This window comes from Candidatus Margulisiibacteriota bacterium, assembly GCA_003242895.1.
GTDB lineage: Bacteria > Margulisbacteria > Riflemargulisbacteria > GWF2-39-127 > GWF2-39-127 > GWF2-39-127.
The window spans coordinates 28,669-53,702 of the sequence record QKMY01000052.1 but is presented as its reverse complement, the minus strand read 5'-3'; the positions used below and the strand labels follow the sequence as shown (position 1 = coordinate 53,702).

Sequence of the window (25,034 nt, the reverse complement as noted above, 5' to 3'; positions counted from 1 at the left end):
TGGAGATGTTTTTTTATGATTACTTGATGCTAGCCTGTTTATTTTTTTAACTCACTAACTATTTCTGTTAACCTTTGCTCTTTATAATTAGAACTACTGCACGGCAGGAATATAACGTTGACAGTAAATTATTTATTGGTTAGTATTTATTTGATCTTTCCCTTGATTGTTTGGAGTATACATAGTGAATAGAGCAATTTCAAAATATCGTAGAATTGTTTTAAGTATATTATTTTTGTTTGCTTTCGCTTCATCAACATTTGGATTCAGCGCTGCAAATGTTGACAAAAATAACTACATGGCTTTTGCCATTGATTACGAAAACAACAACACTGATGTGGATTTTTCTAAGCCGATGAAGGAAAATGATACGCTGGCAAAAAATAGCTCCGATTTAATAGAGCCTCGGTTCACACTCAATAATGAGGAAAAAGACTATATTACAATCTATAGTCCCCTGGACAAATTAATAACAATAAAAGATAAAATCCTTATTAAAGGATTGTTCCTTAAAAACGGCAAGCTGCTGGTTAACGGACAGCCAATCGAAATCAAGGCTGGTAGATTTTACAAACGTGTTGACGTTCCGGAAAATGGAAAAAATCTATTAAGATTCGATTTTATTGATGCTGACAATAGAATTACTACCATATACAGAAGAATTCTATATCTTAAGGCGTTTGATAGCATCTCACTAGAGGAATATCACAACAAATTCGATAACTGTGACCTCAAAGACGTACTCTCTGCTAAAAATGAAGGGAAGTCGCCTTCCCCGCAATATGTCACGAGAGAAAAACTTGCTAAAATATTCGTTCTTATTGAAAAATTAGAATATAACCATGTGAATAATCCGCAATTTATTGACATCCCGGATAATTATGAATATGCAAAATATATTAAAACTGCTGTAAAAAACGGTGTTATGGACGGCTATCCCGACGGAACGTTCAGGCCTCAGGAGTACATTACAAAAGCGCAACTCATTGTGATTTTTTCACGGTTCAATAAGCTGGATATTCCTGTAAAAGAAGGTAAGCTGGTATTTAAAGATATCCTGGCCTATCATTGGGCAGCGAAATATATAAGCGCTGCCATAGAAAATGGTCTGATTAATTCCAGCGACTATTTTTATCCGGATAATCTTGTCACGAATAAAATGCTTGTCGAAATGCTGGCCCGCTCATTACGCGTCAATGAGAAGGCTAATAAACTCTATAACTTTAACGAAGGATACCGATATGCACAAGCTGCTGCTTCCAAAAACATCGATATCGAAAAGACAACTTTACAACTGAAAAAAAAAGCAGAGTTAAAAACTCCTACACCCCTACAAGTTGAAAAAAGACCTGTAAAAAGCAAGGTCCCGGATAATAAGATTGAAGAAAAGCCGATATCAGAAAAAACACCGGGAATAACACATCCGAAAATACCAAGTTCCAGCATCAAAGAAATCAAAATTACCAAGGTTAAGTCAAAAATAGAGAACTTAGACAAAATCGCAGACTATTACCCTAACCTCATATTAACAGCTATAAAAAACAAAGAGATAACTACAAAAGATAAAATATATATCCGAGGTAGAATGAATGGATATCTCAACAATACAGAGATTAAAATAAACGGCGAATTAGTAAGGCTCACGAGGAGTGGCAGGTTCAATCATAAAGTAACCCTTCCGCCGGGAAAATCAGATATAATTCTAACCGTAAATAATATGGACTTCCAATATAGGATATTCAGGCTCAACACCTATAAAGACGTACCACCAAATCACTGGTGCTATACTACAATCAACAAACTCAATACCTTAAAGTATCTTTATGACAGTGAATATTTTTATCCCAACAACTATCTTACGAAAAAAGAACTGGCATATACTTTAAATAAAATATATGGATTACTTGAGACAACTGAACCTGCAAAAAAAATAAGAGATATAGACAATAAAAATCCTTATCAAAATTCTGTAAAAAATGTAGTAGATAATAATATTATGTATCTTGATGCCGAAGGATTCTTTCATCCTGATGATAAGATAAAAAAAGCTGAGGCGATTATCTATTTGAGCAGCCTGTTTACAATAACCGGAAACACGCAAGAAATACCTTATAAAGATGTCCCCCTTGATCATTACGCAATAGATGAAATAACCTATTTCAAAAATCAGGGAGTTATTTCTAATGACGAAAATTTTAATCCTGATAATTACATTACCAAAGCCCAATTTGTCGCGTTAATATCCAAGATACCCCAAATTAACGTAGATATTAATAAAATGGAAAACTGGAAATAAAGATGACCTATGATTTGGCGGTTGACATAGGTACTACAAATATATGTGTCAGCCTGTTCGAAGATAACATCTCTGTATACTCCGAAAAAATAAAAAACAGCTTATCTAAATATGGGACGGATATTATGACTCGTCTTTCCCACTATAAAAACAATGAAATGTTAAAAAAACAATTTCAGGCAGCTTTGTTTTCAGACATTATCTATCTTATCAACTCCTTCAATTGCCATCCGACCAGATTCAGGAATGTATTGATAGCAGGCAATACAGTTATGCTCTATTTCATGATCGAGAAAGATGCCATTCCGCTTGGCAGATATCCTTTCGAAGGATCGATTACTGACAATGATATTGTTCATTTCAAAAAAGCTTTTATAAAACAATTAGGAGCGGTAGAAAACATCACTATCCCTCCGATAATAGGCGGATATGTAGGGGCTGATATGTTCTCGGTTCTCTACTGGATCAATAAAAACATGAGCACCTCAAATTTCATGGTTATCGATCTTGGAACAAATGCCGAATTAGCAATCAAATCAGCAAGTAAATGGTGGGTAGCATCAACGGCAGCAGGTCCGGCGTTTGGATTTCAGGGAAGTAACTTAATAAAAAATGTCGCTGACGGTTTAAGAAGCAATTCGATTTCGAGAGATGGTCAACTGAAAGACACCGATTATCCGGTCTCACAAGCACAAATCAGAAATCTTCAGCTCGCGAAGTCAGCAATATATACAGGAATAGAAACCCTAATTTCCATAAGTAAAATTCCGACAGCCAATATCGACACTATCTATATTGCCGGGGTCTTTGGAAGCCTTTTGACCGCCGATGATATCCTCGAAATTAAATTGATACCGCATATAAAATCAAAAATAATTATAATAGGGAACGCTTCTCTCTCAGGCCTCGAAGAAATGAACAAAAATTATCCTGAGATTAGTTTTTCTATCATAACAGACCACTTGCATTTTGTTGAACTTGCTAATACTGAACAATTTAGTGTAAACTATGTTAAAAATATGAACTTTTAGAGGTATCCACATGATCGAACATCAAATAAGGAATGTCCTTGGCGCATCATTAGAGAAACTAAATATTAGCACTCCCTTAGACCAGATCGTTATTGAGACCCCGAGAAATGAAGAGCATGGAGATTATGCAACAAATGTAGCATTTTCTCTTACAAAAGCACTGAAAAAGTCTCCGGCACTCATCGCGCAGGAAATCTCAACAACGATTAATGATAGCGCTCATTCCAGCATACTTGCAAAGCCAATAAACGGATTTATCAATTTTTTTCTTTCTGACGAATATCTTCATAAAGAAGTAACTTCGATTAACGATAATTACGGCAAATCTGACAAGGGTAAAGGCGAGAGATATCTTATAGAATATGTTTCAGCTAACCCTACCGGGCCACTTCATATCGGGCATGGAAGATGGGCTGCAATTGGGGATAGCCTCGTTAAAATGCTTAAAGAAGTGGGATTCGATGCGCGGTCTGAATTCTACATCAATGATGCAGGTAATCAGATCAACAAATTCCGGGAATCAGTTCTTGCTGCAAAAAAAGGCCAACCGATACCTGAAGACGGTTATCATGGGTCCTACGTTCTTGACCTTGCACATGTTGATCGAGATCCGGTTTTAGCTATGCTTGAAGATCAGGAAAAGACTCTGGAATTGTTTCGTTGTTCTTTTGATAACTGGATAAATGAATCTAGCCTCCACCAAAGAAACCTTGTTTCACAGCTAATCGAAGTGCTCAAACAAAAAAATGTCACCTACGAAAAAGATGGTGCATTATGGTTCAGGAGCACTGATTACGACGATGACAAAGACCGTGTACTGATTAGGGAAAACGGAGAACCGACATACTTTGCTGCGGATATTGCCTATCATTATGACAAATTTCAAAGAGATACCGATCATGCAGTTAATATCTGGGGAGCGGACCACCATGGATATGTACAACGGATGAAAGCAGCGCTCCAGGTTATTCTGGATGAGAAAATCCGTTCTCAGAATAAAACAATAGATGATTATTTTACGGTTATCATAGGCCAGTTGGTAAAATTGTTTCGATCAGGCGAAGAAGTCCGTATGTCTAAACGGACTGGCGATATGATAACGCTACGAGAAGTTATTGACGAAATCGGTGTTGATGCGGCGCGTTATTTTCTCGCGATGAGAAGTAATGACCAGGTACTCGATTTTGATCTCAATCTGGCAAAAGAGCAGTCGAGCAATAATCCGGTCTATTATGTCCAGTACGCCCATGCTAGAATATGCAGCATAATAAGAAAAGTTGAAAATTATTCTGCAGATACTGCGCTGAATCGACTTCTCGAAGCTGAGGAAAGAAAATTATTAGTAAAATTAATTCGATTTCCAGGCCTGCTTCAAAAAGCAGCCAGAGATTATTCTCCCTATATGCTCACACAATATATGGAAGAACTTGCAACGACCTTCCACGCTTTCTACCAACGATGTAAAGTGATCGGCGATGACGCAGCAATTATGGACCAAAGGCTCACGTACATTGAGAAAGCAAGTGTGATAATCAAAAAAGGATTAAATCTGATCGGGGTTGATGCTCCGCAGAGCATGTAAGTCTATGAGAAAAAAAACAAAACAAATAGCAATCGGTAATGTCTTTATTGGCGATGAAAATAAAATCGCAGTTCAATCGATGACCAATACCAATACTGAAGATTATGAGGCCACGTTACAGCAAGTTAAACGGCTTGTCGAGTCCGGTTGCGAAATTATCAGGGTGAGTTTTCCAAGCGATAGATCAGTCGGGCTCATACCTGAATACAAAAAAATGTTTACGGTGCCACTCGTTGCTGATATACATTTTGATCACACCTTAGCTATTAAAGCTATCGAAGCTGGAGTTGATAAGATAAGGATTAATCCAGGCAATATTGGTTCTGACGAAAAGGTCAGAAAGGTTATACATGCTGCGCGTAGCCATAACATACCGATAAGGATAGGAGTAAACGGCGGCTCGCTTCCTTCCAATATTGACCAGAATCGTGATCTATTACCAGTAACTATTGCCGCGATAAAATACATAGAATTCTTTCATAACGAAAAGTTCTACGATATCATTATTTCCGTAAAAATGAGCGATGTAACCACAACAATAAAAGCGTACCAGGAAATATCGAGCTACTGTAATTATCCATTGCATGTCGGAATCACCGAAGCCGGAACGAAACACTACGGTATCGTTAAGTCGTCAGTCGGCATAGGCGCAATACTATCGCAAGGAATAGGCGACACCATACGAGTCAGTTTGACAGGTGACCCGGTACAGGAAGTGTCTGTTGCCCAAAATATCTTGAAATCACTGGGACTGAGAAAGTTCGGACCGGAAATAATAGCCTGTCCTACCTGCTCAAGGACAAAAGTAAATCTTGAAGAAATCGCACTTCTCGTCGAAGAAAAAACAAAAAGATTAACGACACCGATTACCATAGCCGTTATGGGATGTGCAGTTAACGGTCCGGGAGAAGCGAAACACGCGGACATTGGAGTAGCCTGCGGTCAAGGAGAAGGTCTGCTTTTTAGGAAGGGCGAAATCGTAAAGAAAGTCCCCGAAAAACAAATCGTTGACGAGTTGCTCCAATTAATTGATACAATAGCCAAAGAATATGAGAATACTTAGTGACAATGGGTACAGAAATCAAAAGAATTTTAATAGAGCAAGAAGTAGCAGAACATCCTTCTGTTCGGAGAATTGTTTCACAATTTAATACCCTTGAGTTCCAGTATATCGACACACTTGATAGTCGCACCTTAAAAAATGAAAATGATTACAAAAACACTCTGGTCCTTGCGAAACAGCGAGGGAAATTCGTGTCAAAATGTCCTGGAACTATGGGGCATATCTGCTGTAATTATTATGTTGTTCACAATGGCATGAATTGCATCTATGATTGTACCTATTGTTTCCTTAAATTTTATAATAATAATCCGTTTTTATGCATCTACGTCAATAAAGAAGATCTTTTCAAGGAAATCGATGAGTTGCAAGCGTCGGGTCATGTCCGACATATACGGATTGGAACAGGAGAATTCACCGACAGCCTGGCATTAGATCACATTACCCAGGAAAGCATGGATATCATTCCTTATTTTTTAAAAAATCCTTTAATCTTCGTTGAATTAAAGACGAAAAGTAATAATATAGAAAACTTGAGACGCTTCAAACCTACGGCAGGAAACATCGTTATCGGATGGTCCGTAAATACAGAAAAGGTCATTCAGGGAGAGGAACATTATGCTTCGAACCTCGAAGCCCGGCTACAAGCTGCAAGTGAATGCGCTAAAATGGGCTATAAAATTGCCTTCCATTTTGATCCGATAATCCATTATGAAAACTGGGAAAATGAATATCGGGAGGTAGTCGATAAAATCTTTCAATATGTCAGCCCCGATAAGATTTCATGGATAAGCCTGGGTACCCTTAGGTACCACAAAAGTTTGAAAAATGAAATTATCTCAAAATTTCCCGAATCAACTATAATCTATAATGAAACTATTTACGGAAAAGATGATAAGGTACGATATTTCAAACCTATCCGAGTAAAAATATACCGGACATTGAGATCACATATTATGAAGTACTCAAAAGATGTTCCACTCTACCTCTGTATGGAATTACCGGACGTTTGGGAAAAAGTATTCGGTTATTGTCCTGACTATACAAATAAACACGATATCTTATTTGCCAGATAACTAATATATCTTTTTGGTTAGAGTAAAAATTTCCGAAGGCATATTAATTATCTATTTTTCAAATTCAGAATATATTCTTTCTTCTTCTCCGCATATTCTTTTTTATCTTCCACGGTTGGTGCTGTTACCGCTGAATTTGATGAATTGTGATTATCGGAATCATTATGATAGTAATGATATGAATATGGAGCATCACCACGGACAATATAGCCTTGACGATAATATAAACCATACGGCGAATACATGTAATTATGTCGCAAATACACTACCTGCTCTTCGATCGGCTGCTTTTCAGTATGCATATTATCCCATTGCTGGTTTAAGCTAGTTAACCGATCTTTAGCTTGCGAAACTTCCAGGTCAAGTCTTTTTACCTTTTTTTCTAAATACTGTACTTTTTTGTATTGTTTTGCAAATTCAGGATCATTTTCATCGTAATCCTTTTCGGAATAAAACTCATCGATATGTTGTTCTATCTGTTTCCGTTTCTGCTTAATTTCATTGATTTCGGTTGTCAATTGTTGTATTTCAAGCAACATTTCCTCTTCTTTTTTATTATATTTATAAGCGACCTTCTCATTATTGTTCTGCCCAATTCCCCTATCATTTATTGGAACCGAGAAGCCGATCCCTACAGTGAACGTCCAACTGTTAAAATTCTGGGATTTATCGAAAAATATTTTCGGTAAAAATTGCTTTTGATAAATAGCATCAAGGAAAAGCCCTTCAGCTACATCAATTTTTGCACCAGCAAGGAAATGAGTTCCAAATTTAGTGTCCGTTTCCAATTCTCCATAAATATTGTCTTCTACGTCATAGAAATAAGCGCCAATTCCGCCGCCTATATAAGGACGTATAGGTAATCCAAACGGAATATTGTAAATTATCGACCCGGTTAAGGGGGTTATCCCTAACGTTAAATCGGTTCCGATATCAGCATCTTTATGGCTTATATCACTATAATGCCCTAGCCCTGCACGAACTTCTAATCCATTAGCAGCCATAAATCCAAGATAACCATTTATTTGAAAATTTGCGCCAAAGGTCTCACGAACTTTTTGATCTTCAGGATTGAGCATTCCCATGTTTAGGGCCATTTCAAATCGCGGACCGGCGTATACATCAGAAATTGTGCCACAGAGCGCAAAAGCTATAGCAAAAATTATTATTATTCTATTCATAGTAAGTTCCCCTTCTTTTGATAACAAGTTCGAAATTAGAGCTATTCTCTCTATTACATTCAACAATTCCGCAACTCAAAAAGTTCCCGGTATAATGTAATACGTGCTGACTTTTATTCAATCACCAGCTAATAAAGAATAAACCCGTACAGAGGACGGCTCGTCCACCTATTATCAATTATATACCAATTGTCTCTGACGGTTAAGAACCGTAATTAAAACAGTGCGTGAAAATTAATGAGTTTATTGATTCGATCAGAATCCAGCTTCTCCTGATATTCCCAGTACAGTAGGATTTGCTCAGATTTTTACCTATACTATAATCTCAGACATCTCGGCGTCCTATAGTTACCTCTACAGGCATACCGATCTTGAGGATTCCGGATTTATTAATTACGTCAATTTTAACTTCATAAACAAGCGTGGTACGAGTCTCTTTGGTGAGAATAGTTTTAGGGGTAAATTCAGCTTCTGAGGCGATCCAAGATATGTTCCCGGTAATTGTTGATGGTAATCCATCAACATGTATGTAGGCAGGTTGCCCAAGTTTTATCCCGGACAACTGTTCAAGTGGAACATATATGTGGACCTCGATATTTCTAAGGTCTGCAAGCTCAACTAAGGGTGTCCCGGGATTAACCAACTCGCCTTCATTATGGTACTTGTTCGTTATCGTTCCATTGATAGGCGAGCGGACAATAGCGTCCCCTACCTGTATATCAATTAGATCGATGGCAGTTTTGGATTGCTGTATCCTATTCAGAGCTATTCGATAATTGACCCGCAACGAATCGACCTGAGCTTGAAGTGACTTTACCTGTGACAAAAGTTGATCACGTTGCTGTGTTGTAGCAGCACCTTCTTTAACCAGTGCTGCCGTCTTTTCCAACTGTTCCTTGTTGTAGTTAAGTTGTGCCTCAATTTGTCTGATCTGGGCATTCGTTGATTGCACGTTAAGGTTAGATTCCTGGATTTTCTCTTGCTGCTGCTTACGTTGCACTGTAATATTCTCTGTGTCTATGGTTACCAGCACTTGACCGGTTGCTACGATATCGCCCTCATGGACTGTCACCGAAGCAATCGTGCCCATTAATTTCGATGACAACTTAATCTTAGTAGCTTCAATCTGTCCATCATAGGTATCAGCCCGACGTGGATTACAACTCTGTACTAATAACAGTAATAACAAAAAAACAAACCAAAACCCAACCTTAATATAAGATCTCATAGAGACAACCTCCATTCACAAATATTCTTTCCGCTCAAGGAATCAATCTCTGTAGTTTTTAAAGCTATTTTGACCATCTCCATTTTTTTCTGCGCCATTGTGTTATATTGTCTGACAACTATGTTATAAAAAGACGATATCTGGTTTCGAGCATTAGCTTCTTGCTGATCAAATGACATTATACGGGCAAACCCTTAAACGCTTCAGCGGAATTTGCCTTCGACATCAGAATAACATTTTACGGCATGCACTTTATCACATCCAAGATTCAGGCGTCAAATATGATTATATATTAATATTACATCCATACAATATTATTGATATACAGACTTTTCTAGCCTATAATAAAAGCACACTATACTAAACAATTATTTCGCAACATATATAATATCAAAAGGAGTATCTCCGGTTATGAAGGAAAACAAATACGTAACAGCATTTATTGCGATTTCTTTCATTCTTCTCATTGTGGTTTCATTTTATATTTGGCATTCAAGCAAAATTACGGAAAAACAGACTAAAGCCAAAACACATGTCAACACAGGATTACCTGTTCCGGTCAAAGAATACTATCAACTCTACAGCAATTATAAAAGCTTCAATTTTTCTGATACTACCGATGAAAAGTTCAAAGAATATATGGGCAATAGGTTTAAACGGATCTTTATGCCGCCATTGTTAGATGATTACCTAAGTTTCCTTAATAACGGATCAATCAATTCAGATTATTATCCCAGCTTCTTCGAGTTCGAAAAAAGCCCAAGAATCCTTCATTATAGTTACAAAAATGGAGTCTGCACCGTCTTCATTCAAAAATATCTGGAACTAAGTGCAGGCTGGGCATCGATGGAAGGTGCAATTAATCTCGATACTATAGCCAAAGACCTTAAAATCAATAATATCACGCAGGATGAGATTAATCGAAAACTTAATGATAACAGTGACAAGTCAAACCTTGTTCTTAAATTAGATATCTACGAAAAAGATACCTTCCAAATTATCAGCATCGTTAATCCGCCGCTTGTCAGCAGCATGAATAGAGAGTATCTATCCACAACAATGAATTTTAACCAGGCTCTTGATAAGAATTAATTACTGATTAAGTTCATCACAGTTTTTCCCGAATTCTGAGAATCCAACAAACAAAGTAACCGTGATTACCTCTTTAGGTTGTTAACGATTCGCATACATATTCCTTGACAAAACAAAGATAAAGCAATAAATAACATCAGAAATTCAGAATGCAAAATTGACCCATCGGGGAATAAAATGTATAGCAGATTTAACATTAATCATAAGGAAAAAGGCTATTATTTCAAAGAAGTGGCACAAAAAATATATTCGTACCAGGCGCATAAGGATAGGAAATCCATACCATTACACATCTCGTTCTAGAGGAGTTCAATTATGATAAGCTACATTACCAGTAAAATACCCGGAAAAAGCGTAGCAAAAAACAGCATTATTAATTTGTCGACAAAGATAGCCTTGCTGTTCATTACACTAGGCTATATTGCTTATACATCCCGACATTTAAGTCAGACAGATCTAGGTATATTCGCAGCTATGTTCGTTTTTTACTCATTGCTGGGTCTGGTCGGAGGTTTGGGATTGAACACGATGGCACTTCGATTGATCCCAGAATTACAAGCAAAAAAAGAACAAGGAAAGATATCCGACATTGTCAAAATAACCGTAGCAATCTCTGCTCTTGCTACATTTATTATCGCTTTGATCGGAATTCTTTTTGACTATCAGATATCGATGATATTTTTAAAATCCCCTGTATACTCAAACTATATTGACTGGATAATTATTAATAGTTTTTTCTATGCGATTTTTGATAGAATGATACTCATTTATCAGTCTTTCCAAAGCTTTACAACAATGTCCGTATTAAATGTTATAACTAACATTTCTCAAAGAATAATCGCTGCGATATTGATGATTTTAGGATACGGGCTGCAAGGTATCATGGTGGGATTTCTAATCGGCACACTCCTCGGGTTAATCTGGTCAATAATTGATCTGCGTTCATACTTGTTCGGCAAATACAACAAATACCCGGCAATGGATTTCATCAAAATCTCTTTCCCATATTACGGTCAAGGAATTATGAGGTTTATATTTACCCAGGCCGATCAGGCATTGATCGCTTTCATGTTCTCTCCTGACAAATTGGCCATTTACTTTATCGCAAAAAAAATAATAAATCTCATAACCCTTGTTTTTGAAGCTCTTTATGATACGGTGGTGCCTAAACTGGCAGAAATCAAATCCCGTGGCATTGAAGTTTTCAGGGCAAATCTGGATAAAGTATCAAGCATACTCATTTTTCTGGTGGTTATTGGAATATCACTGGTATTTCTCAATTCAAAACTATTCATGTACCTGCTAGGCGGCGAGAAATTCATAGAATATTACTATCTTTTGAATATCCTGGCTTTATCTATTGTTTCCTATATGCTGTATACGGTATCAATTACCGGTGTATATCTCTACAACGAACCAAACGATGTATTTAAATTATCTTTTTATGTAGGAATTACCACAGTCTCACTTGAAATCATATTCGGCATGACATTCGGACTCATTGGCTTTTCTATTGCGCAGACTTTAGGATACCTGGTCGGGATAACAGTTATCAGGTTGAAATACAAGGAAACGTCGATAGAATATGCCTGGAATAAAGACTTACTCCACGTAGCGTTAATTAGCTGCGGACTTATTCTAGGGTACTATATCAATACCTACTGGTTTTCAATAGGATTTAGCATTCTTTCATGCATAAAAATAACACTTATCAACTTCGTCATGATAATCTTAGCAATCGGATTTTATCTAATAAAAAACAAGGCTTTTTTATTGAATATTAAAAAAACGTAGACCACAAAAAAGGGGAAAGAAATGAGGACAAAAAGTTTCATTCAAGATGTAATATGCAAAAATCCAATAAAAATGTCGTTTTCGCGATTGGGAAAAAAAGATTACTGGAAAAACCTTCATCAAAACCAACTAATCCATCATTCTGAGCGTTCTACCATTGAACGGTTCCAGCTAGACAAGCTGAAAAAGTTGTTATATGTAGCACAGAAAGCGCCCTATTATAATGTGTTCATTAAAAACCTAAAGAAACCTATAGAGAACATAACGATTACCGACTTAAAAAAATTCCCGATTCTGACAAAGGAGATTATTCGCAGCGAAGGAAGAAACATGCTCACGAATAATCAAAAAAAACTCATCCCGATAACAACCAGCGGGTCGACCGGAACACCTCTGCTTTTTTATCAGGACACTGACTATCAAAAGCATGTCTGGTCAACTAATATGATTATCAATGAAATGTGCGGCTGGTATTATGGTGCACGACTGGCCAGAATATGGGGCTGCATGCCAAAAACCAGCAAATTGTTACTCAACTGCAAAGACTATATCCAAAACACCAGATTCTATAATATAGCCGAGCTCTCTGAAAAAAAAATAGAAGCCTATCATCTCGATATGTCAAAATTCAAACCTGAAATTATCAGTTCATATACTTCTTCTATCTATTTAATCGCGAAATATCTTGAGGCAAGAAAGATTAAACCAAATTATCCGAAAATAGCAATCTCGACTTCCTGCGAAACCCTCTACCCGCATATGAGGAGGACCATCGAAGGGGTATTCGGAGTAAAAATATTCGATCGATACGGCAGCCGTGAAGTCAACGGTATCGCAAGTGAATGCGAGGCACATTCCGGTCTCCATATCTTCGTGGAAAACGTAGTAGTTGAGTGTCTGGACCCGATAACCGGAGAAGAGGTCATTGATAAGCCGGGAGAAATTATTGTTACTGATCTTAATAACTATGGAATGCCTTTTATACGCTACCGCGTTGGAGATGTCGGGATCGCAACAAAACAAATCTGTAGTTGTGGAAGGAATTCTCTTATGTTCAAACAGATTATGGGAAGAGATACCGACTTCCTTACCTTAAAAAACGGGTCGGTTTACGACGTCGATCATTTCACACATAAATTCTTTGACATCCAGGGAGTCAAAGAATTCCAGTTCTGCCAGGACACCATCGAAACATTCACGATATCAATTGTTACGGATAATTCCAATAACCAGCAAATCATTGATAAAGTAAAAAAAGAAATATCAGATGTACTGGGCCATGGATCATCGTTAGATGTTAAAGTTGTTGATTCAATACCAAAACCGGCAAACGGTAAATACCGTTACTTCATATCAAAAGTGTCCCCGGATAAAATATGGCAACAAGTGAGCTGCGAGCAACGGAATTAGAAAATAAACTATCATTTTGAAATATATAATAAACTTCAACGATATAATAATAGACTAAATATTTCAGGCAAGGATTTTTGAGTGAAAAACAAAGTCATCTCTATACCAGAGGAACCTACTCATATTGTATTTAATAAGCAGAGCATCGGAATACCTGATGATCAATATACTGATAATATCAACAAAATAAAGTCTTTCATTAATGAACAGCTATGGGTAAAAGCTCTTGACGAAATAAAATATTTACTCAATGACCTGATAACCATTGCACATCAGGATATACCGCAGATTAAAGATATAGCAAGGATTATAGAAGAATATACAATCGCCAATGAATCAAATAAACGAATTAATACCCAATTAAATAATATTGATAAACTACTCAGTAACAACAAACACAAAATAGCTCAGAATTTAAAGCCATTAGTTAATCATTTTGAACGGCAACTCAATATATGGAAATCCTATCATGCCCGAACAACTGCCGGAATTTCCACTAATGTTTCCATTCATTTTGCTAATAATGTTATGGACAATGAACAGACTGTTCTTAATGATATTTTGAAGCGTAAAGAAGTATATGACGATGTGTTCAGAAATATCTTTCGCCGTTCGGATATTTCAATAGATAACATGAGAATAATCAATGCTTCTTATTTTTCGGAAGGCGGATTTAAACGAGTATACCGGATCTCCTGTATCCTTGATACAGGGTATCATTTTACTTTCCTGGTAAAAGTAGTTAAAAAAGATGTGGCTTTTTCTGACACAGGGCACAAATATGATATTGAATATGCTAGTAAATATATTGAAATTGCCCACCAGGCAAGGGAAATCGACCTGTTCTTACACCTGCCGATAGGAGGCTTATACCAGGCGAAAGATAATGATAAACAGCAAAGGATTGTCTACACAGAAGCATTGCTACCATCAATTGCCAGCGAACCTGCCAAAGAAATAAAAGGAAGAATAACTGTTGCTGCATATCTTCGTTACTGGACTGCCTTTAATGAAAAAATATTTTTTGATGATCCTAATAATCGGAATGTGGTCATTCAGGTAATAGGAGATAAATACAAATGCACGGTTATTGATCTCGACAATATAGACTTTGACAAAACATTCTATCCTTATTCATTCTCCGAGCCGTTTATATTAAACGGCTTTTCTTACGCAGATCTGGCAATGGGAATTGTGGATGCCTTGGATAAAAACAAAGCCATGGATTTTGCTCAATCAATAAAACATGTACTCGATATATTAGGGGATAAAAAACATGCCACTGATTTCTGGGAATATTTTCTCGTAACTAAAGAAGAAGGTCCCTATGAAGCCCGCCCAAAAAAATCGGATAATAAAGTAAATATTATAGTCAACGGAATAGATGCAAAAATAAGTGAAGATACAACCCTTCTGGAATTACTCCAGGATTCTTACGTTGATATTAATGAAACGATAATAAAAATTAACGGAAAACCCATCGATATTAGCAATCCTAATAACAGAGAATATATATTATCGTCTTACTTAGCCCATGGAGACGAAATCTCTTTCCATCATAGATATACAGAATTAATAACCTGAAGTAATTCATATAATCATTTTTACATTTTAGAGATATTCTGATCAATCACTATTCCCATCGGATCCTGGGATTATTAGCGAGATTGAACAAGCACTAGAAAAGATATAAACTAATCTATAGAATTAAGTTTAAATAAAAATACTTTTTTGGAAAAGAATTAAAGGAGGATCTAAAATGAAAATTGCGAACAACATTACCGAACTCATTGGGAATACCCCATTAGTCAAAATCAGCAAATTAAACAAAGACGGAAAAGCAGAAATCGTTGCCAAACTTGAGTACTTTAACCCAGGATCGAGCGTTAAAGACAGGATCGGGGTTGCTATGATTGAAGACGCGGAAAAAAAAGGATTACTTAAACCCGATACTACAATAATCGAACCGACAAGCGGAAATACCGGAATAGCACTGGCTTTTGTAGCGGCAACCAAAGGATATCGGCTAATCCTTACAATGCCTGAAACGATGAGTATCGAACGAAGAAAAATGCTCAAGGCACTTGGCGCCGAGTTGGTATTGACCGAAGGTACCAAAGGAATGAAAGGCGCGATTGCCAAAGCGGAAGAACTAGCAATGCAAATACCAAACTCGTTTATTCCCCAGCAGTTCCAGAACCCGGCCAATCCTGAAATACATCGGAAGACAACAGCAGAAGAAATCTGGAGAGATACTGATGGCAAAATAGATATTTTCATCGGAGGAGTAGGGACCGGTGGTACTATCACCGGTGTTGGAGAAGTTCTCAAAAGCAAAAACAAAAACGTCCGGATTGTGGCAGTGGAGCCGGAGAGTTCCCCTGTAATTTCAGGTGGCACACCCGGACCACACAAAATACAAGGAATTGGCGCCGGATTCATTCCTCAGATATTGAATACATCAATAATTGATGAAATTATAAAAGTGAAAGATTCAGATGCCGGAACAACAGCCAGGCGACTCGGAAAAGAGGAAGGAATTCTTGTCGGCATATCATCGGGAGCTGCGCTTTGGTCTGCACTTGAAGTGGCAAAAAGATCGGAAAACAGCGGCAAACGTATTGTCGTAATTTTACCTGATGCTGGTGAGCGGTACCTTAGCACATGGCTTTTCGAAGAGGCTGCACTTTGATTAAATACAAGGTTGGGAGAAGAGCATGGATTTTGATACGCTGATTCTGCATAATGGAAATGAAATTGATGAACAAACAGGGGCGATGAGCATCCCTATCCAGACTGCTTCCACCTATAGGCAAAAGGACATCGACTGCAAGCAGGACTACTATTATTCTCGCTCCGAAAACCCTACAAGAAGTGCCTTAGAAAAAACCATGGCCATCTTGGAAAAAGGGAAAAACGCTTTTGCTTTTTCATCCGGAATGGCAGCGGTATCAGCGGCACTCCTGGCTCTACTGAAAACGAATGACCACATTATCCTCTCCCGGGATATTTATGGCGGCACCTATCGTCTGATAACAGAATTCCTGACGAAATACGGTATTTCCCACTCCTTCGTGGATACCTGCAATCTCCAAGAAATCAAAAATGCAATCCGGCAGGAAACCAAGGTACTATTCTTAGAATCACCTTCGAATCCGCTACTCAGGATCGTCGACCTTGTCGGAGCAGCTAAGATAGCCCAAGAGAACAACCTGATCACTATGATAGATAACACGTTCATGTCGCCCTATCTCTTAAACCCTCTTGATTATGGCATAAACATAAGTATCCATAGTGCAACCAAATTCCTTGGAGGCCATAGCGATTTGATTGCCGGGATTGTTGTGACTGACTGCACACAGCTCGGGGAGAAAGTCTACTTCGTACAGAATTCGCTTGGAGCAGTTCTCGGGCCTCAGGACTGCTGGCTTCTCTTAAGGGGCATTAAGACCCTCTCGGCAAGAATGACAATCCAAGAACGATCGGCAACTGTAATTGCACAATGGCTCCAAACCCAACCATGGGTCAAAGAAGTATACTATCCCGGATTAGCCAGCCATCCCGGACATGATATCTTAAAAGCACAAGCACGCGGGTTTGGAGCTGTAGTATCATTCAAAACTACTACAGAACAAATCGCACAGGATATAATGAAAAAAGCCAAACTATGGACTGTTGCCGTAAGCCTTGGAGGGGTTGAATCTATCCTATCTTATCCATGCAGAATGTCCCACGCGTCAATCCCTCCGGAACAGCGAAGAAAGCTGGGAATAACAAATGATCTGATACGGCTCTCGGTTGGTCTTGAGAACAAAGATGATCTAATCAAAGACCTTACCAACTAAGCCATTCTCCCTCTGATCCAGAATAATCCATTATGCAAATGTCCATGCTCGATTTTATTAAAGCCGCTGAGATGGAACAGACATATTAATTCTGAGGGTTTTCTAAGATACCCCCAGAACTGACCGGGGTTATAGGCATTACAGGCTGCCAGTATATCCTTGACCAATTCTTTGGCAAGCAATCTATAGGACTTCCTGTTATATCTCCTTGTAGCTATTAATATAAAATCTTTTATCCCGGAAGCTATAATTTTATTTAAAAAATATAAAAGCTCTTTATCACTAAAGACATAATCAACATATACCATGTAAGCCAAGTCATAATTGCATTGAGTGGGCTGAGAAAAACATTGAGGAAAATACCCGTGGAATAGTTTTGTCGTGCTGTAACCATCCAGAAACTTACAAGCTTTTTCGGAAGGCTCTATCGCGGTAATGTCCCTTCCGACTTTTCCAAGGAGATACTCTACATACCCAATCCCGCACCCAATGGATAATATGGAAGTATGAACCTGGGTATTCTGGAGAATAAATTCCGCAACTTCTCTTTTTTCTTCTCTCCATTCCCAAGGCAATTCCTGAAATGACAGGTATCTCGAAAAAAAACTCGTATAAAACTTATCGTAAAAGGAATTATCTGCAATATTGTTACGATCTAATGTTGTAAAATCCGCAAACTTTATAGTGAACCATTCCTTAAGATACATCTTCTTCATTGAAATTAATCCCTTCAATTAAAAAAAATCCTTTGACTACGAGTACCTAACCGGACTGCCTCTCCCATAGTACTTCAGATTTTACTTTCGATATAATAAATTGTACTTTTCCTGACAGTAATAACGGTATATTATCAACATAATTTGCATTATTTATTATCGCTTACTAAACCCTGACTGATCTTAGTCAAAGAGGCATCAAATTGCAAGGGACGAAAATTGTCCATTATTACGATGTTTAAAGTAAAGTCTCCCATAATTATTGTCCCCACAAATAGAGTAAGTATCTCCAAGTTTGCCGATATTTATTGAGAAGTACAACGATATCGTATACTTCTAAAACTAGGCAGCATGTTCGTGTGGAATATTAACCGATCGCAGGTTCCCTATCGCCCAGCCGGCAACTTCATTTAGAGAGGGATGGATAACCATAGATCTATCAAGAGGAAGGAAGGTCCCGGCACCCGGACAGGCTTTTAACAGCTTGTCTGCAGTTACTCCCCGGCCTCTTTTTTGGATGAGCCCTTCGCAGGTATAGCCTGCATTCATCAAATAAACAAAGGGCTGAACAAGCAATGCTGCTTCCGGGCCTATCGCGTGAGCACCGAGGATCTTATACGACCTGTCAATTATCAGCTTGAAGTACCCGTCGTCATAATCTCCCGGTTCAAGCCCCATAGCAAACCCTTTAGCAACTGAAGAATAATTGTTTTCAGCAACATAGATTTTGTGACCTTTGGCTATCGCCTCTTCTTCCGTCATCCCGACATGCCCAATTTGGGGATCAGAAAAAACCGCCCAGGGAACTGAAGAGTAATCAACCGCGATTTTTTTGGTTCCGAACATATTCTGCATGCAAATTGACGCTTCCATGTTGGCCTTATGCCGGAATTGATATTTTCCATTCGCATCGCCAAATGCCCAGATATTCTGTTTCGAAGTTTCAAGGTATTCATTTGTCACAATCCAGCCATTATTGTCCGTGTGAACTCCGGTTTTATTAACATTGAGCACATCAGCATTTGATCTTAGACCAGCTGCAATAAATATCTCTTCTGCTTCCAGTTCAATTCTTTCAGCTGTCAGGGTATCTTCTACGGTAACAACCTTCATTCCCTCTTCAATTCTGGCACTCACCGCCCGATACGTCGTAAATACGTTCATACCTCGAACAATGAACTGCTCTTCCAGTTTCCGGCTGATCAACTCCTCTTCCGTCGAGACGAGTCGCGGTTTCATCTCAACAATAGTAATATCCGTGCCAAAGGCTGATAAAATGTGAGCAAACTCAACGGCAATAGTTCCCCCACCGATAAGTATCAAACTATTCCACGGGGAACGAGGGAACTTGTCACCGAAAAACGTCTCGTAGGTCACATAGCCAACCTGTTCAATGCCTTCAATATAAGGAATAACCGGTCTAGCCCCGCTCGTCAAAAGAATCTTTTTCCCTACAAACTCTTCGGAATAATCTCCTTTTGCATTGGTTCTTACTTTCATTCGATATTCGTCGGTAAACTCGCCAACTCCCCGGTAAACGGTTAAGTTTTCTATCGAAGACAAACTCTCGTTCATGGCTTTACTCTCATCAATTTGCGACCACATCCGTTGAGCTATCAGATCCCAGTCATATTCCTTAATCTCGAAGCTAAGACCAATTTTTTTTGCCCGCTCTTCCTGCCGGATTATGTCTGCCGGTTCAGTGAGTATCTTGGATGGAATACATCCTCTCGTCAAACAGGTACCACCCATCTTCCCACTCTCGATTAAAGCACACTCAAGTCCCTGATCAATGCCCTCGCTCAACACCGTCAAGCCCACCCCGCTTCCAACAACAATGAGATCATAGATTTTCATAATATCAACCTTTCAGTTTCAAGCATGGACCCATTAAAAATTAATAATTTTTGGCTATTATAATGAGCGGCTGCTCAAAATCAAGGTTAAAAATAATCGGCAAGAGTGATCATTTTCATACTCCTATTTCATTCAAGCGATAATCATTATTTCTATAGTTGCAGACTATTCAATTAAGCGATTTCGCCATTAGATTTTCTTGACAAACGTAATCGGGTTCATTGCTGCGGGAGTTGTTTCCGGGTCAAAAAAGATGTCCACTTCTTTCTTCCCGGACCTAAGTCCGGAGGTACTTAAAGTGGACACTCGCTAGCTACCCGGCATTATAGTCGATCTTATCCCGCTGTCAATCAACTGTTATTTTCTGCGAATATCGAAAAAAAGTATCTCTGCCACTACCTTTGAATGACTAAGTTCTGTACACCGTTTTCTTCGAATTCATTTTCGTATTTTTCAGTTAGCGGCAGACGCAAAATTAATTTTTCTTCAAGAGATAAGGCAGAGAACTTTTTGAGCGTGAATTGGTTACGTAGCTCATTATTTACCATTTCGTCAGTCAAATGATCCCAGAACGCATCATGTTGAAACCTATCGATTATCGGACAGAGTTCCTCGTCATAGGCTTGTTCGCCCGGCAAGTTTTCACTGCACGGAATTCCCACATCACGCTGATAGTCTCTCGTAGACAACAGCACGTATTTTTGTAATTCAGCCATGTCCTCATACAGTTGATCCGGAGCAAAACCGTCACAAACAAACGTTGCAACATAGAGCATCTTAGTTAATGTAAAGCATTGTTCCTTCGTAAGCTTAAGATCCATTTATAACTCCTTTTGTTTCCCAATTTATTATAAACTCAGATAATTCTTCTATACTTTCCACTAAGAATATAATTATTATATATTTCGAGAGGACTCCTGATCGAATAGCACTTTAATTAATCCACTTCTCTTTCCTAATGCCCATGTTTCCCGTGACTGCTATGCTTCCCAGGTTTCCAGGTTTCTTTACCCTTATGGTCCTTAATGATTACTTCACGGCGGGTAGTCTTATCGACAACAATTACGTCTGCCCCGCCTTTCAGTTCTTTGAATTCCCTTGATCCCGGCTTGATGCCCATCTCGTGCGCCAAAACGCCCCACCCTCTACCGTGACGCCGCCGGACAATCTCACGAACTGGCCTTTTCGTCATTTTTGAAAGTTTCACGGCCATATAAACATCAGCAGGATCCAGCTTCTCTACAATTATCAGATTGTGGACTTCTCGCTTCGGAACTCCGTAAGTTACGTTCATTCTCGTAGAAAACGAATCGATATCACCTCGAGCGTTGTGATTAAGGTTATTTAAAGAAAACTCCAGTTCGCTGTCAGCTGACCTTGAGTTAAACTGAAAACCAAGTTGAAGTTCGGCACAGGCACAACTCCCTGTAACAATACAAAATGATAATGCAATAATTGCCTTTTTCATAATGCTCCCCTTTTCATAGAATATATTTAAATTATAAGTTATAGAATTGAGTAAAACAACTTCACATTATGGCTGGAGAGCCTATACCATCTAACTTTAAGCCCAGGCATCATCAAATTATTTTTTATAAAAAAACCTCTAATTATTACCTGGCAATTACCAGGATACAATTTTTTACAGATTGCTTAATAAAGAATAACTATTACTCTCGTGTTATAATTTTAATATACCTGCTTGTATTAAAGAGAAAGCTATAAGATTAAGGAGATGATGATTCTGTATCATTTGAGTGCCGTCGAAAAAGTTTATCTAAGGCAAAGTACCAGAGAACTGATCTATCCTCAAGAAAAAATCCCGGTTATCGAGGTACAGAATGTTGTTGAACTTGGCAAGCTAACGGTCCTCCGCTTTCTGGAATGGGTTATCGCTCATCCGGAAGGAGTCATAGCGCTTCCCACAGGCAAATCACCGGAATATTTTATTAAATACCTCCATCACTATAAAGCCCATTGGAATGACCAGGGAGTCCAGCTCGACTTAAAATCGAATGGAATTGACAACCTTCACTTCCCGGACACTACCAGGCTAAAATTCATTCAAATCGACGAGTTCTATCCGATCGATCCCTGCCAGCATAACAGTTTTAATTATTATGTACGGAATTACTATCTTCCTTTACTCGGAATTACACAAGTGAACGCATTGTTAATTGATAGTTCCAAAATCGGGCTATTGTCAAAAACAAACTATCACCGGATTTTTCCAAAGGGTAACGTCGATCTTCTGCTCAGAGAACGGGAACCGCGAAATAAACTCGAAATACTTCAGAAACAGGCTATCCTGGAGGCCGACAACTATTGTCTCGATTACGAAAAAAAGATACGTTCATGGGGCGGTATAGGATTCTTCCTCGGCGGTATCGGTCCTGACGGCCATATCGCATTTAATATTAAAGGATCAGATTATTCTAGCAGGACAAGATTACTAGCTCTCAACTATGAAAGTGCAGCTGCTGCTGCGGCTGACCTGGGCGGGATTGAGACAGCGCGGAACAAAGCTGTCATCACAATAGGACTGGGAACCATAATAGAGAATAAGGATATTACAGCTATTATAATAGCTTCAGGTGAAGCGAAGTCAGTCATGGTTGCCAGTGCAGTCCAAAACCGGCAGCACCCGGACTATCCAGCAGCTATATTACAGGACCGGACTAACGCCCGCTTCTATCTGACCAAAGGAGCTGCATCCCGGCTGCAAGCCAGAGAAATTGAGGACCTCAAAGTTATCCCGACAGGAACTGCCAACCAGCACCTTATTGATGATATACTCATTACTGTTTCTTTAAACTGCGGAAAGAAACTCGATGATCTCAAGATCGAGGACCTGCGCAGTCATCTGCAGGGAAAAGCATTACTGGAAAAACTGGAACCCGCAAATATTGATCATCTATTACAGGGAACAAAAGCTGCAATTATCAGAAAGATACAGAGAGGCCTTCATTTGCCGCAGGGAAAAACAATCCTCCATACTTCACCTCATCATGATGACATTATGTTATCATATTTGCCCGCCATGAATTACCTGGCGCATACCAATACTAACTTCTCCGCCTATTTGACCAGTGGCTTCAATGCGTTGTCGAACCATTTCGTGGAAGACCTGTTAATCAAAGTTGACCGGGTCTACACGAACGACGAGTTGGATCTCCTGTTTAATCATCACGAACGTGTTATTCTGGAGCAGTTCACTTCGGCTTATAAAAGCAATGATTATGAAAAAATGCATGCAGTGGAAGAGCTGCTTTTCGTTAAAACAATTATCCGATGTTTTACCATTACCGATATTGATCATGTTCATGTAAAGATCAGGGAACTGCGTACGTATTTCCATAACGCGTATCCCGGACAGAAAGATCCGCATGATATACAGATATTCAAGGGAGCTATCAGGGAAACTGAGTCTGACAGAAAGTGGAATATCATTGGGGTTCCCAATTACAATATTCATCATATGCGCCTGCATTTTTATACCGGAGACCTCTTCACTCCTGCTCCAACTATTGATGAGGATGCACTCCCGGTTTATGAACTTATGGAGTCTATAAACCCTGATTTCGTCACAGTTGCTTTTGATCCCGAAGGGAGTGGCCCGGATACTCATTATAAAGTATTGCAGATTATAGCCCAGGCTATTCGTATGGCACCGGACAAAAAGCCATTGTTCTGGGGTTACCGGAATATCTGGTACCGGTTCACCCCGGCAGAGGCCACTACCTTTATCCCTGTCCAAAATGCAGATCTGCTTGAAATGCAAAAAATGTTCCTGAGTTGTTTTTCATCACAAAAGAACGCATCCTTCCCGAGTTATGAGTATGATGGTCCTTTTTCTGGCTTAGCTGTCAAAATACAGGCTGAGCAGAAGAATATCATCACCCAATTGCTGGGTGATGATTATTACAAAAACGAGGCTTTCACCGATGTTCAGAGCAATATCTTAAAAACCACCCGGGGATTTGTTTTTCTCAAAGAAATGGATGTAGATCAATTCTTACATTCTGCCCGCGAATTACAAAAAAGCACTGAATTGCTAGATGAAACACTTACCTGATGGGATGATCATAGGCCAGCTCCATGAATTAGAGGTGAAGGGTATAAGATACTTCCGGGAAAGAATTCGGGCGAAAAAGGCAAACAAGATTGTCGGATACGACGAACATCCCGGTATAATTAGCGGTAACACAGATGAGTTTTCTTATTAGCAAATTAGTTTAATTATATGTCCCCTTTATTTAATACGTCGGAACAAACAGTTCGAAATATGCTTGCGGATGTGCGCATGCCGGGCAGGATTTTGGTGCTTCTTCCCCGAAATGATGGTACCCACAATTCCGGCATTTCCATTCAACTGACACTGACCTACGAAACACTTGTTTTTCTTCCAGATTTTGTAATAAGTTCAGGTATCTCTTTTCGTGCTGATTTTCCACTTCCGCAATCCGGTCAAATTGGGTAGCAACTTCAGGGAACCCTTCTTCCCTCGCAATGCTTGCAGCATCAACATATAACATAGTCCATTCCAAATGCTCTCCTGCCGCTGCGTCCCTAAGATTATTATCGGTTGAGGTAATGACTCCCGCAGGATACGTACCATTTATTTCTACCATGCCCCCTTCTAAAAAACGGTAGAACCTCTGGGCGTGCTCTTTTTCGTTATCGGCAGTTTCCAGAAAAACTGCCGCGATTTGTTCGTACCCTTCTTTTACTGCAACCCCGGCAGCATAAGTATACCTGTTCCTTGCTTGCGACTCCCCTGCAAATGCAGTAAGTAGAATTCGTTCGGTCTTAGTACCTTTAAGGCTTTTCATACAGCACCTCCCAGATAGCTTTGGCTCAAATCGG

The 25,034-nt window shown here is 38.9% G+C and carries 20 protein-coding genes; 12 read left to right on the top strand and 8 right to left on the bottom strand.

Annotated features, from left to right (window positions below):
* Positions 1-184 precede the first annotated feature (184 nt).
* Genes DKM50_08425 through DKM50_08405 form a run of 5 tightly spaced genes read left to right on the top strand, consistent with a single transcriptional unit; the run spans position 185 to position 7,045 of the window.
* Positions 185-2,296: a hypothetical protein gene (locus DKM50_08425; protein PZM79620.1), complete on the top strand. Its 2,112-nt coding sequence runs from the start codon at positions 185-187 to the stop codon at positions 2,294-2,296.
* Positions 2,297-2,298: 2 nt separating this feature from the next.
* The gene (locus DKM50_08420; protein PZM79619.1) at positions 2,299-3,327 is read left to right on the top strand and encodes a hypothetical protein; all 1,029 of its coding nucleotides are present in this window, start codon (positions 2,299-2,301) and stop codon (positions 3,325-3,327) included.
* 10 nt (positions 3,328-3,337) lie between these two features.
* Complete coding sequence (gene argS / locus DKM50_08415; GenBank protein ID PZM79618.1) at positions 3,338-4,909, top strand: arginine--tRNA ligase; 1,572 nt, start codon at positions 3,338-3,340, stop codon at positions 4,907-4,909.
* A 4-nt stretch (positions 4,910-4,913) separates the two neighbouring features.
* The gene (locus tag DKM50_08410; GenBank protein ID PZM79621.1) at positions 4,914-5,972 is read left to right on the top strand and encodes a 4-hydroxy-3-methylbut-2-en-1-yl diphosphate synthase; all 1,059 of its coding nucleotides are present in this window, start codon (positions 4,914-4,916) and stop codon (positions 5,970-5,972) included.
* Entirely contained in the window at positions 5,972-7,045 is a 1,074-nt protein-coding gene (locus tag DKM50_08405) for a hypothetical protein (GenBank protein ID PZM79617.1), read from the top strand. The genes DKM50_08410 and DKM50_08405 overlap by 1 nt, the downstream gene beginning before the upstream one ends.
* 47 nt (positions 7,046-7,092) lie before the next feature.
* On the opposite strand, the gene DKM50_08400 is transcribed toward DKM50_08405, so the two are convergent.
* The 3 genes from DKM50_08400 to DKM50_08390 all read right to left on the bottom strand — a co-directional run bounded on the left by DKM50_08400 (position 7,093) and on the right by DKM50_08390 (position 9,633).
* Positions 7,093-8,226 carry a hypothetical protein gene (locus tag DKM50_08400; GenBank protein PZM79616.1) on the bottom strand — a complete coding sequence of 378 codons (1,134 nt, stop codon included), beginning with the start codon at positions 8,224-8,226 and terminating at the stop codon, positions 7,093-7,095.
* A gap of 325 nt (positions 8,227-8,551) precedes the next feature.
* On the bottom strand, positions 8,552-9,469 hold the full coding sequence (locus tag DKM50_08395) for a secretion protein HlyD (GenBank protein ID PZM79615.1): 918 nt from the start codon (positions 9,467-9,469) through the stop codon (positions 8,552-8,554).
* Positions 9,451-9,633: a hypothetical protein gene (locus DKM50_08390; protein ID PZM79614.1), complete on the bottom strand. Its 183-nt coding sequence runs from the start codon at positions 9,631-9,633 to the stop codon at positions 9,451-9,453. Before DKM50_08390 ends, DKM50_08395 begins: the two co-directional genes overlap by 19 nt.
* A gap of 232 nt (positions 9,634-9,865) precedes the next feature.
* Between DKM50_08390 and DKM50_08385 the strand changes: the two genes are divergently transcribed.
* From DKM50_08385 to DKM50_08360, 6 genes are all read left to right on the top strand, one after another.
* Positions 9,866-10,546, top strand: coding sequence for a hypothetical protein (locus tag DKM50_08385; protein ID PZM79613.1), 681 nt, complete (start codon positions 9,866-9,868; stop codon positions 10,544-10,546).
* Between the two features lie 315 nt (positions 10,547-10,861).
* A complete protein-coding gene (locus DKM50_08380; protein ID PZM79612.1) occupies positions 10,862-12,340 on the top strand; it encodes a hypothetical protein in 1,479 nt (492 codons plus the stop codon).
* A gap of 21 nt (positions 12,341-12,361) precedes the next feature.
* Entirely contained in the window at positions 12,362-13,750 is a 1,389-nt protein-coding gene (locus DKM50_08375; GenBank protein ID PZM79611.1) for a hypothetical protein, read from the top strand.
* Between the two features lie 81 nt (positions 13,751-13,831).
* Positions 13,832-15,334: a hypothetical protein gene (locus tag DKM50_08370; protein ID PZM79610.1), complete on the top strand. Its 1,503-nt coding sequence runs from the start codon at positions 13,832-13,834 to the stop codon at positions 15,332-15,334.
* A gap of 175 nt (positions 15,335-15,509) precedes the next feature.
* Positions 15,510-16,442: a cysteine synthase A gene (gene cysK / locus DKM50_08365; GenBank protein ID PZM79609.1), complete on the top strand. Its 933-nt coding sequence runs from the start codon at positions 15,510-15,512 to the stop codon at positions 16,440-16,442.
* A 25-nt stretch (positions 16,443-16,467) separates the two neighbouring features.
* The gene (locus DKM50_08360) at positions 16,468-17,595 is read left to right on the top strand and encodes a methionine biosynthesis PLP-dependent protein (GenBank protein PZM79608.1); all 1,128 of its coding nucleotides are present in this window, start codon (positions 16,468-16,470) and stop codon (positions 17,593-17,595) included.
* On the opposite strand, the gene DKM50_08355 is transcribed toward DKM50_08360, so the two are convergent.
* The 4 genes from DKM50_08355 to DKM50_08340 form a co-directional block, all read right to left on the bottom strand.
* Positions 17,592-18,311 (bottom strand): hypothetical protein, encoded by a 720-nt coding sequence (locus tag DKM50_08355; protein PZM79607.1) that lies wholly within the window; start codon positions 18,309-18,311, stop codon positions 17,592-17,594. The two genes, DKM50_08360 and DKM50_08355, sit on opposite strands and share 4 nt — an antisense overlap.
* Positions 18,312-18,653: 342 nt before the next feature.
* Positions 18,654-20,168 carry a dihydrolipoamide dehydrogenase gene (locus tag DKM50_08350; protein ID PZM79606.1) on the bottom strand — a complete coding sequence of 505 codons (1,515 nt, stop codon included), beginning with the start codon at positions 20,166-20,168 and terminating at the stop codon, positions 18,654-18,656.
* A 395-nt stretch (positions 20,169-20,563) separates the two neighbouring features.
* Entirely contained in the window at positions 20,564-20,989 is a 426-nt protein-coding gene (locus DKM50_08345; GenBank protein ID PZM79605.1) for a hypothetical protein, read from the bottom strand.
* Between the two features lie 134 nt (positions 20,990-21,123).
* Positions 21,124-21,636: a hypothetical protein gene (locus tag DKM50_08340; GenBank protein ID PZM79604.1), complete on the bottom strand. Its 513-nt coding sequence runs from the start codon at positions 21,634-21,636 to the stop codon at positions 21,124-21,126.
* Between the two features lie 270 nt (positions 21,637-21,906).
* On the opposite strand from DKM50_08340, the gene DKM50_08335 reads away from it, so the two are divergent.
* Positions 21,907-24,243, top strand: a complete 2,337-nt coding sequence (locus DKM50_08335; protein PZM79603.1) for a glucosamine-6-phosphate deaminase — start codon at positions 21,907-21,909, stop codon at positions 24,241-24,243.
* A 181-nt stretch (positions 24,244-24,424) separates the two neighbouring features.
* Here the strand turns inward: DKM50_08335 and DKM50_08330 are convergent, their stop codons facing one another.
* Positions 24,425-25,000 (bottom strand): rubrerythrin family protein, encoded by a 576-nt coding sequence (locus tag DKM50_08330; protein ID PZM79602.1) that lies wholly within the window; start codon positions 24,998-25,000, stop codon positions 24,425-24,427.
* Between the last annotated feature and the right edge of the window lie 34 nt (positions 25,001-25,034).

Bases quoted from the DNA above. Each gene is read 5' to 3' on its own strand.
- DKM50_08400 (PZM79616.1), bottom strand. From the start codon at position 8,226: ATGAATAGAATAATAATAATTTTTGCTATAGCTTTTGCGCTCTGTGGC.
- DKM50_08355 (PZM79607.1), bottom strand. From the start codon at position 18,311: ATGAAGAAGATGTATCTTAAGGAATGGTTCACTATAAAGTTTGCGGAT.
- cysK (PZM79609.1), top strand. From the start codon at position 15,510: ATGAAAATTGCGAACAACATTACCGAACTCATTGGGAATACCCCATTA.
- DKM50_08420 (PZM79619.1), top strand. From the start codon at position 2,299: ATGACCTATGATTTGGCGGTTGACATAGGTACTACAAATATATGTGTC.
- DKM50_08375 (PZM79611.1), top strand. From the start codon at position 12,362: ATGAGGACAAAAAGTTTCATTCAAGATGTAATATGCAAAAATCCAATA.
- DKM50_08395 (PZM79615.1), bottom strand. From the start codon at position 9,469: ATGGAGGTTGTCTCTATGAGATCTTATATTAAGGTTGGGTTTTGGTTT.
- DKM50_08340 (PZM79604.1), bottom strand. From the start codon at position 21,636: ATGAAAAAGGCAATTATTGCATTATCATTTTGTATTGTTACAGGGAGT.
- DKM50_08350 (PZM79606.1), bottom strand. From the start codon at position 20,168: ATGAAAATCTATGATCTCATTGTTGTTGGAAGCGGGGTGGGCTTGACG.
- DKM50_08410 (PZM79621.1), top strand. From the start codon at position 4,914: ATGAGAAAAAAAACAAAACAAATAGCAATCGGTAATGTCTTTATTGGC.
- DKM50_08335 (PZM79603.1), top strand. From the start codon at position 21,907: ATGATTCTGTATCATTTGAGTGCCGTCGAAAAAGTTTATCTAAGGCAA.
- DKM50_08390 (PZM79614.1), bottom strand. From the start codon at position 9,633: ATGTCATTTGATCAGCAAGAAGCTAATGCTCGAAACCAGATATCGTCT.
- DKM50_08385 (PZM79613.1), top strand. From the start codon at position 9,866: ATGAAGGAAAACAAATACGTAACAGCATTTATTGCGATTTCTTTCATT.
- DKM50_08360 (PZM79608.1), top strand. From the start codon at position 16,468: ATGGATTTTGATACGCTGATTCTGCATAATGGAAATGAAATTGATGAA.
- argS (PZM79618.1), top strand. From the start codon at position 3,338: ATGATCGAACATCAAATAAGGAATGTCCTTGGCGCATCATTAGAGAAA.
- DKM50_08380 (PZM79612.1), top strand. From the start codon at position 10,862: ATGATAAGCTACATTACCAGTAAAATACCCGGAAAAAGCGTAGCAAAA.
- DKM50_08345 (PZM79605.1), bottom strand. From the start codon at position 20,989: ATGGATCTTAAGCTTACGAAGGAACAATGCTTTACATTAACTAAGATG.
- DKM50_08330 (PZM79602.1), bottom strand. From the start codon at position 25,000: ATGAAAAGCCTTAAAGGTACTAAGACCGAACGAATTCTACTTACTGCA.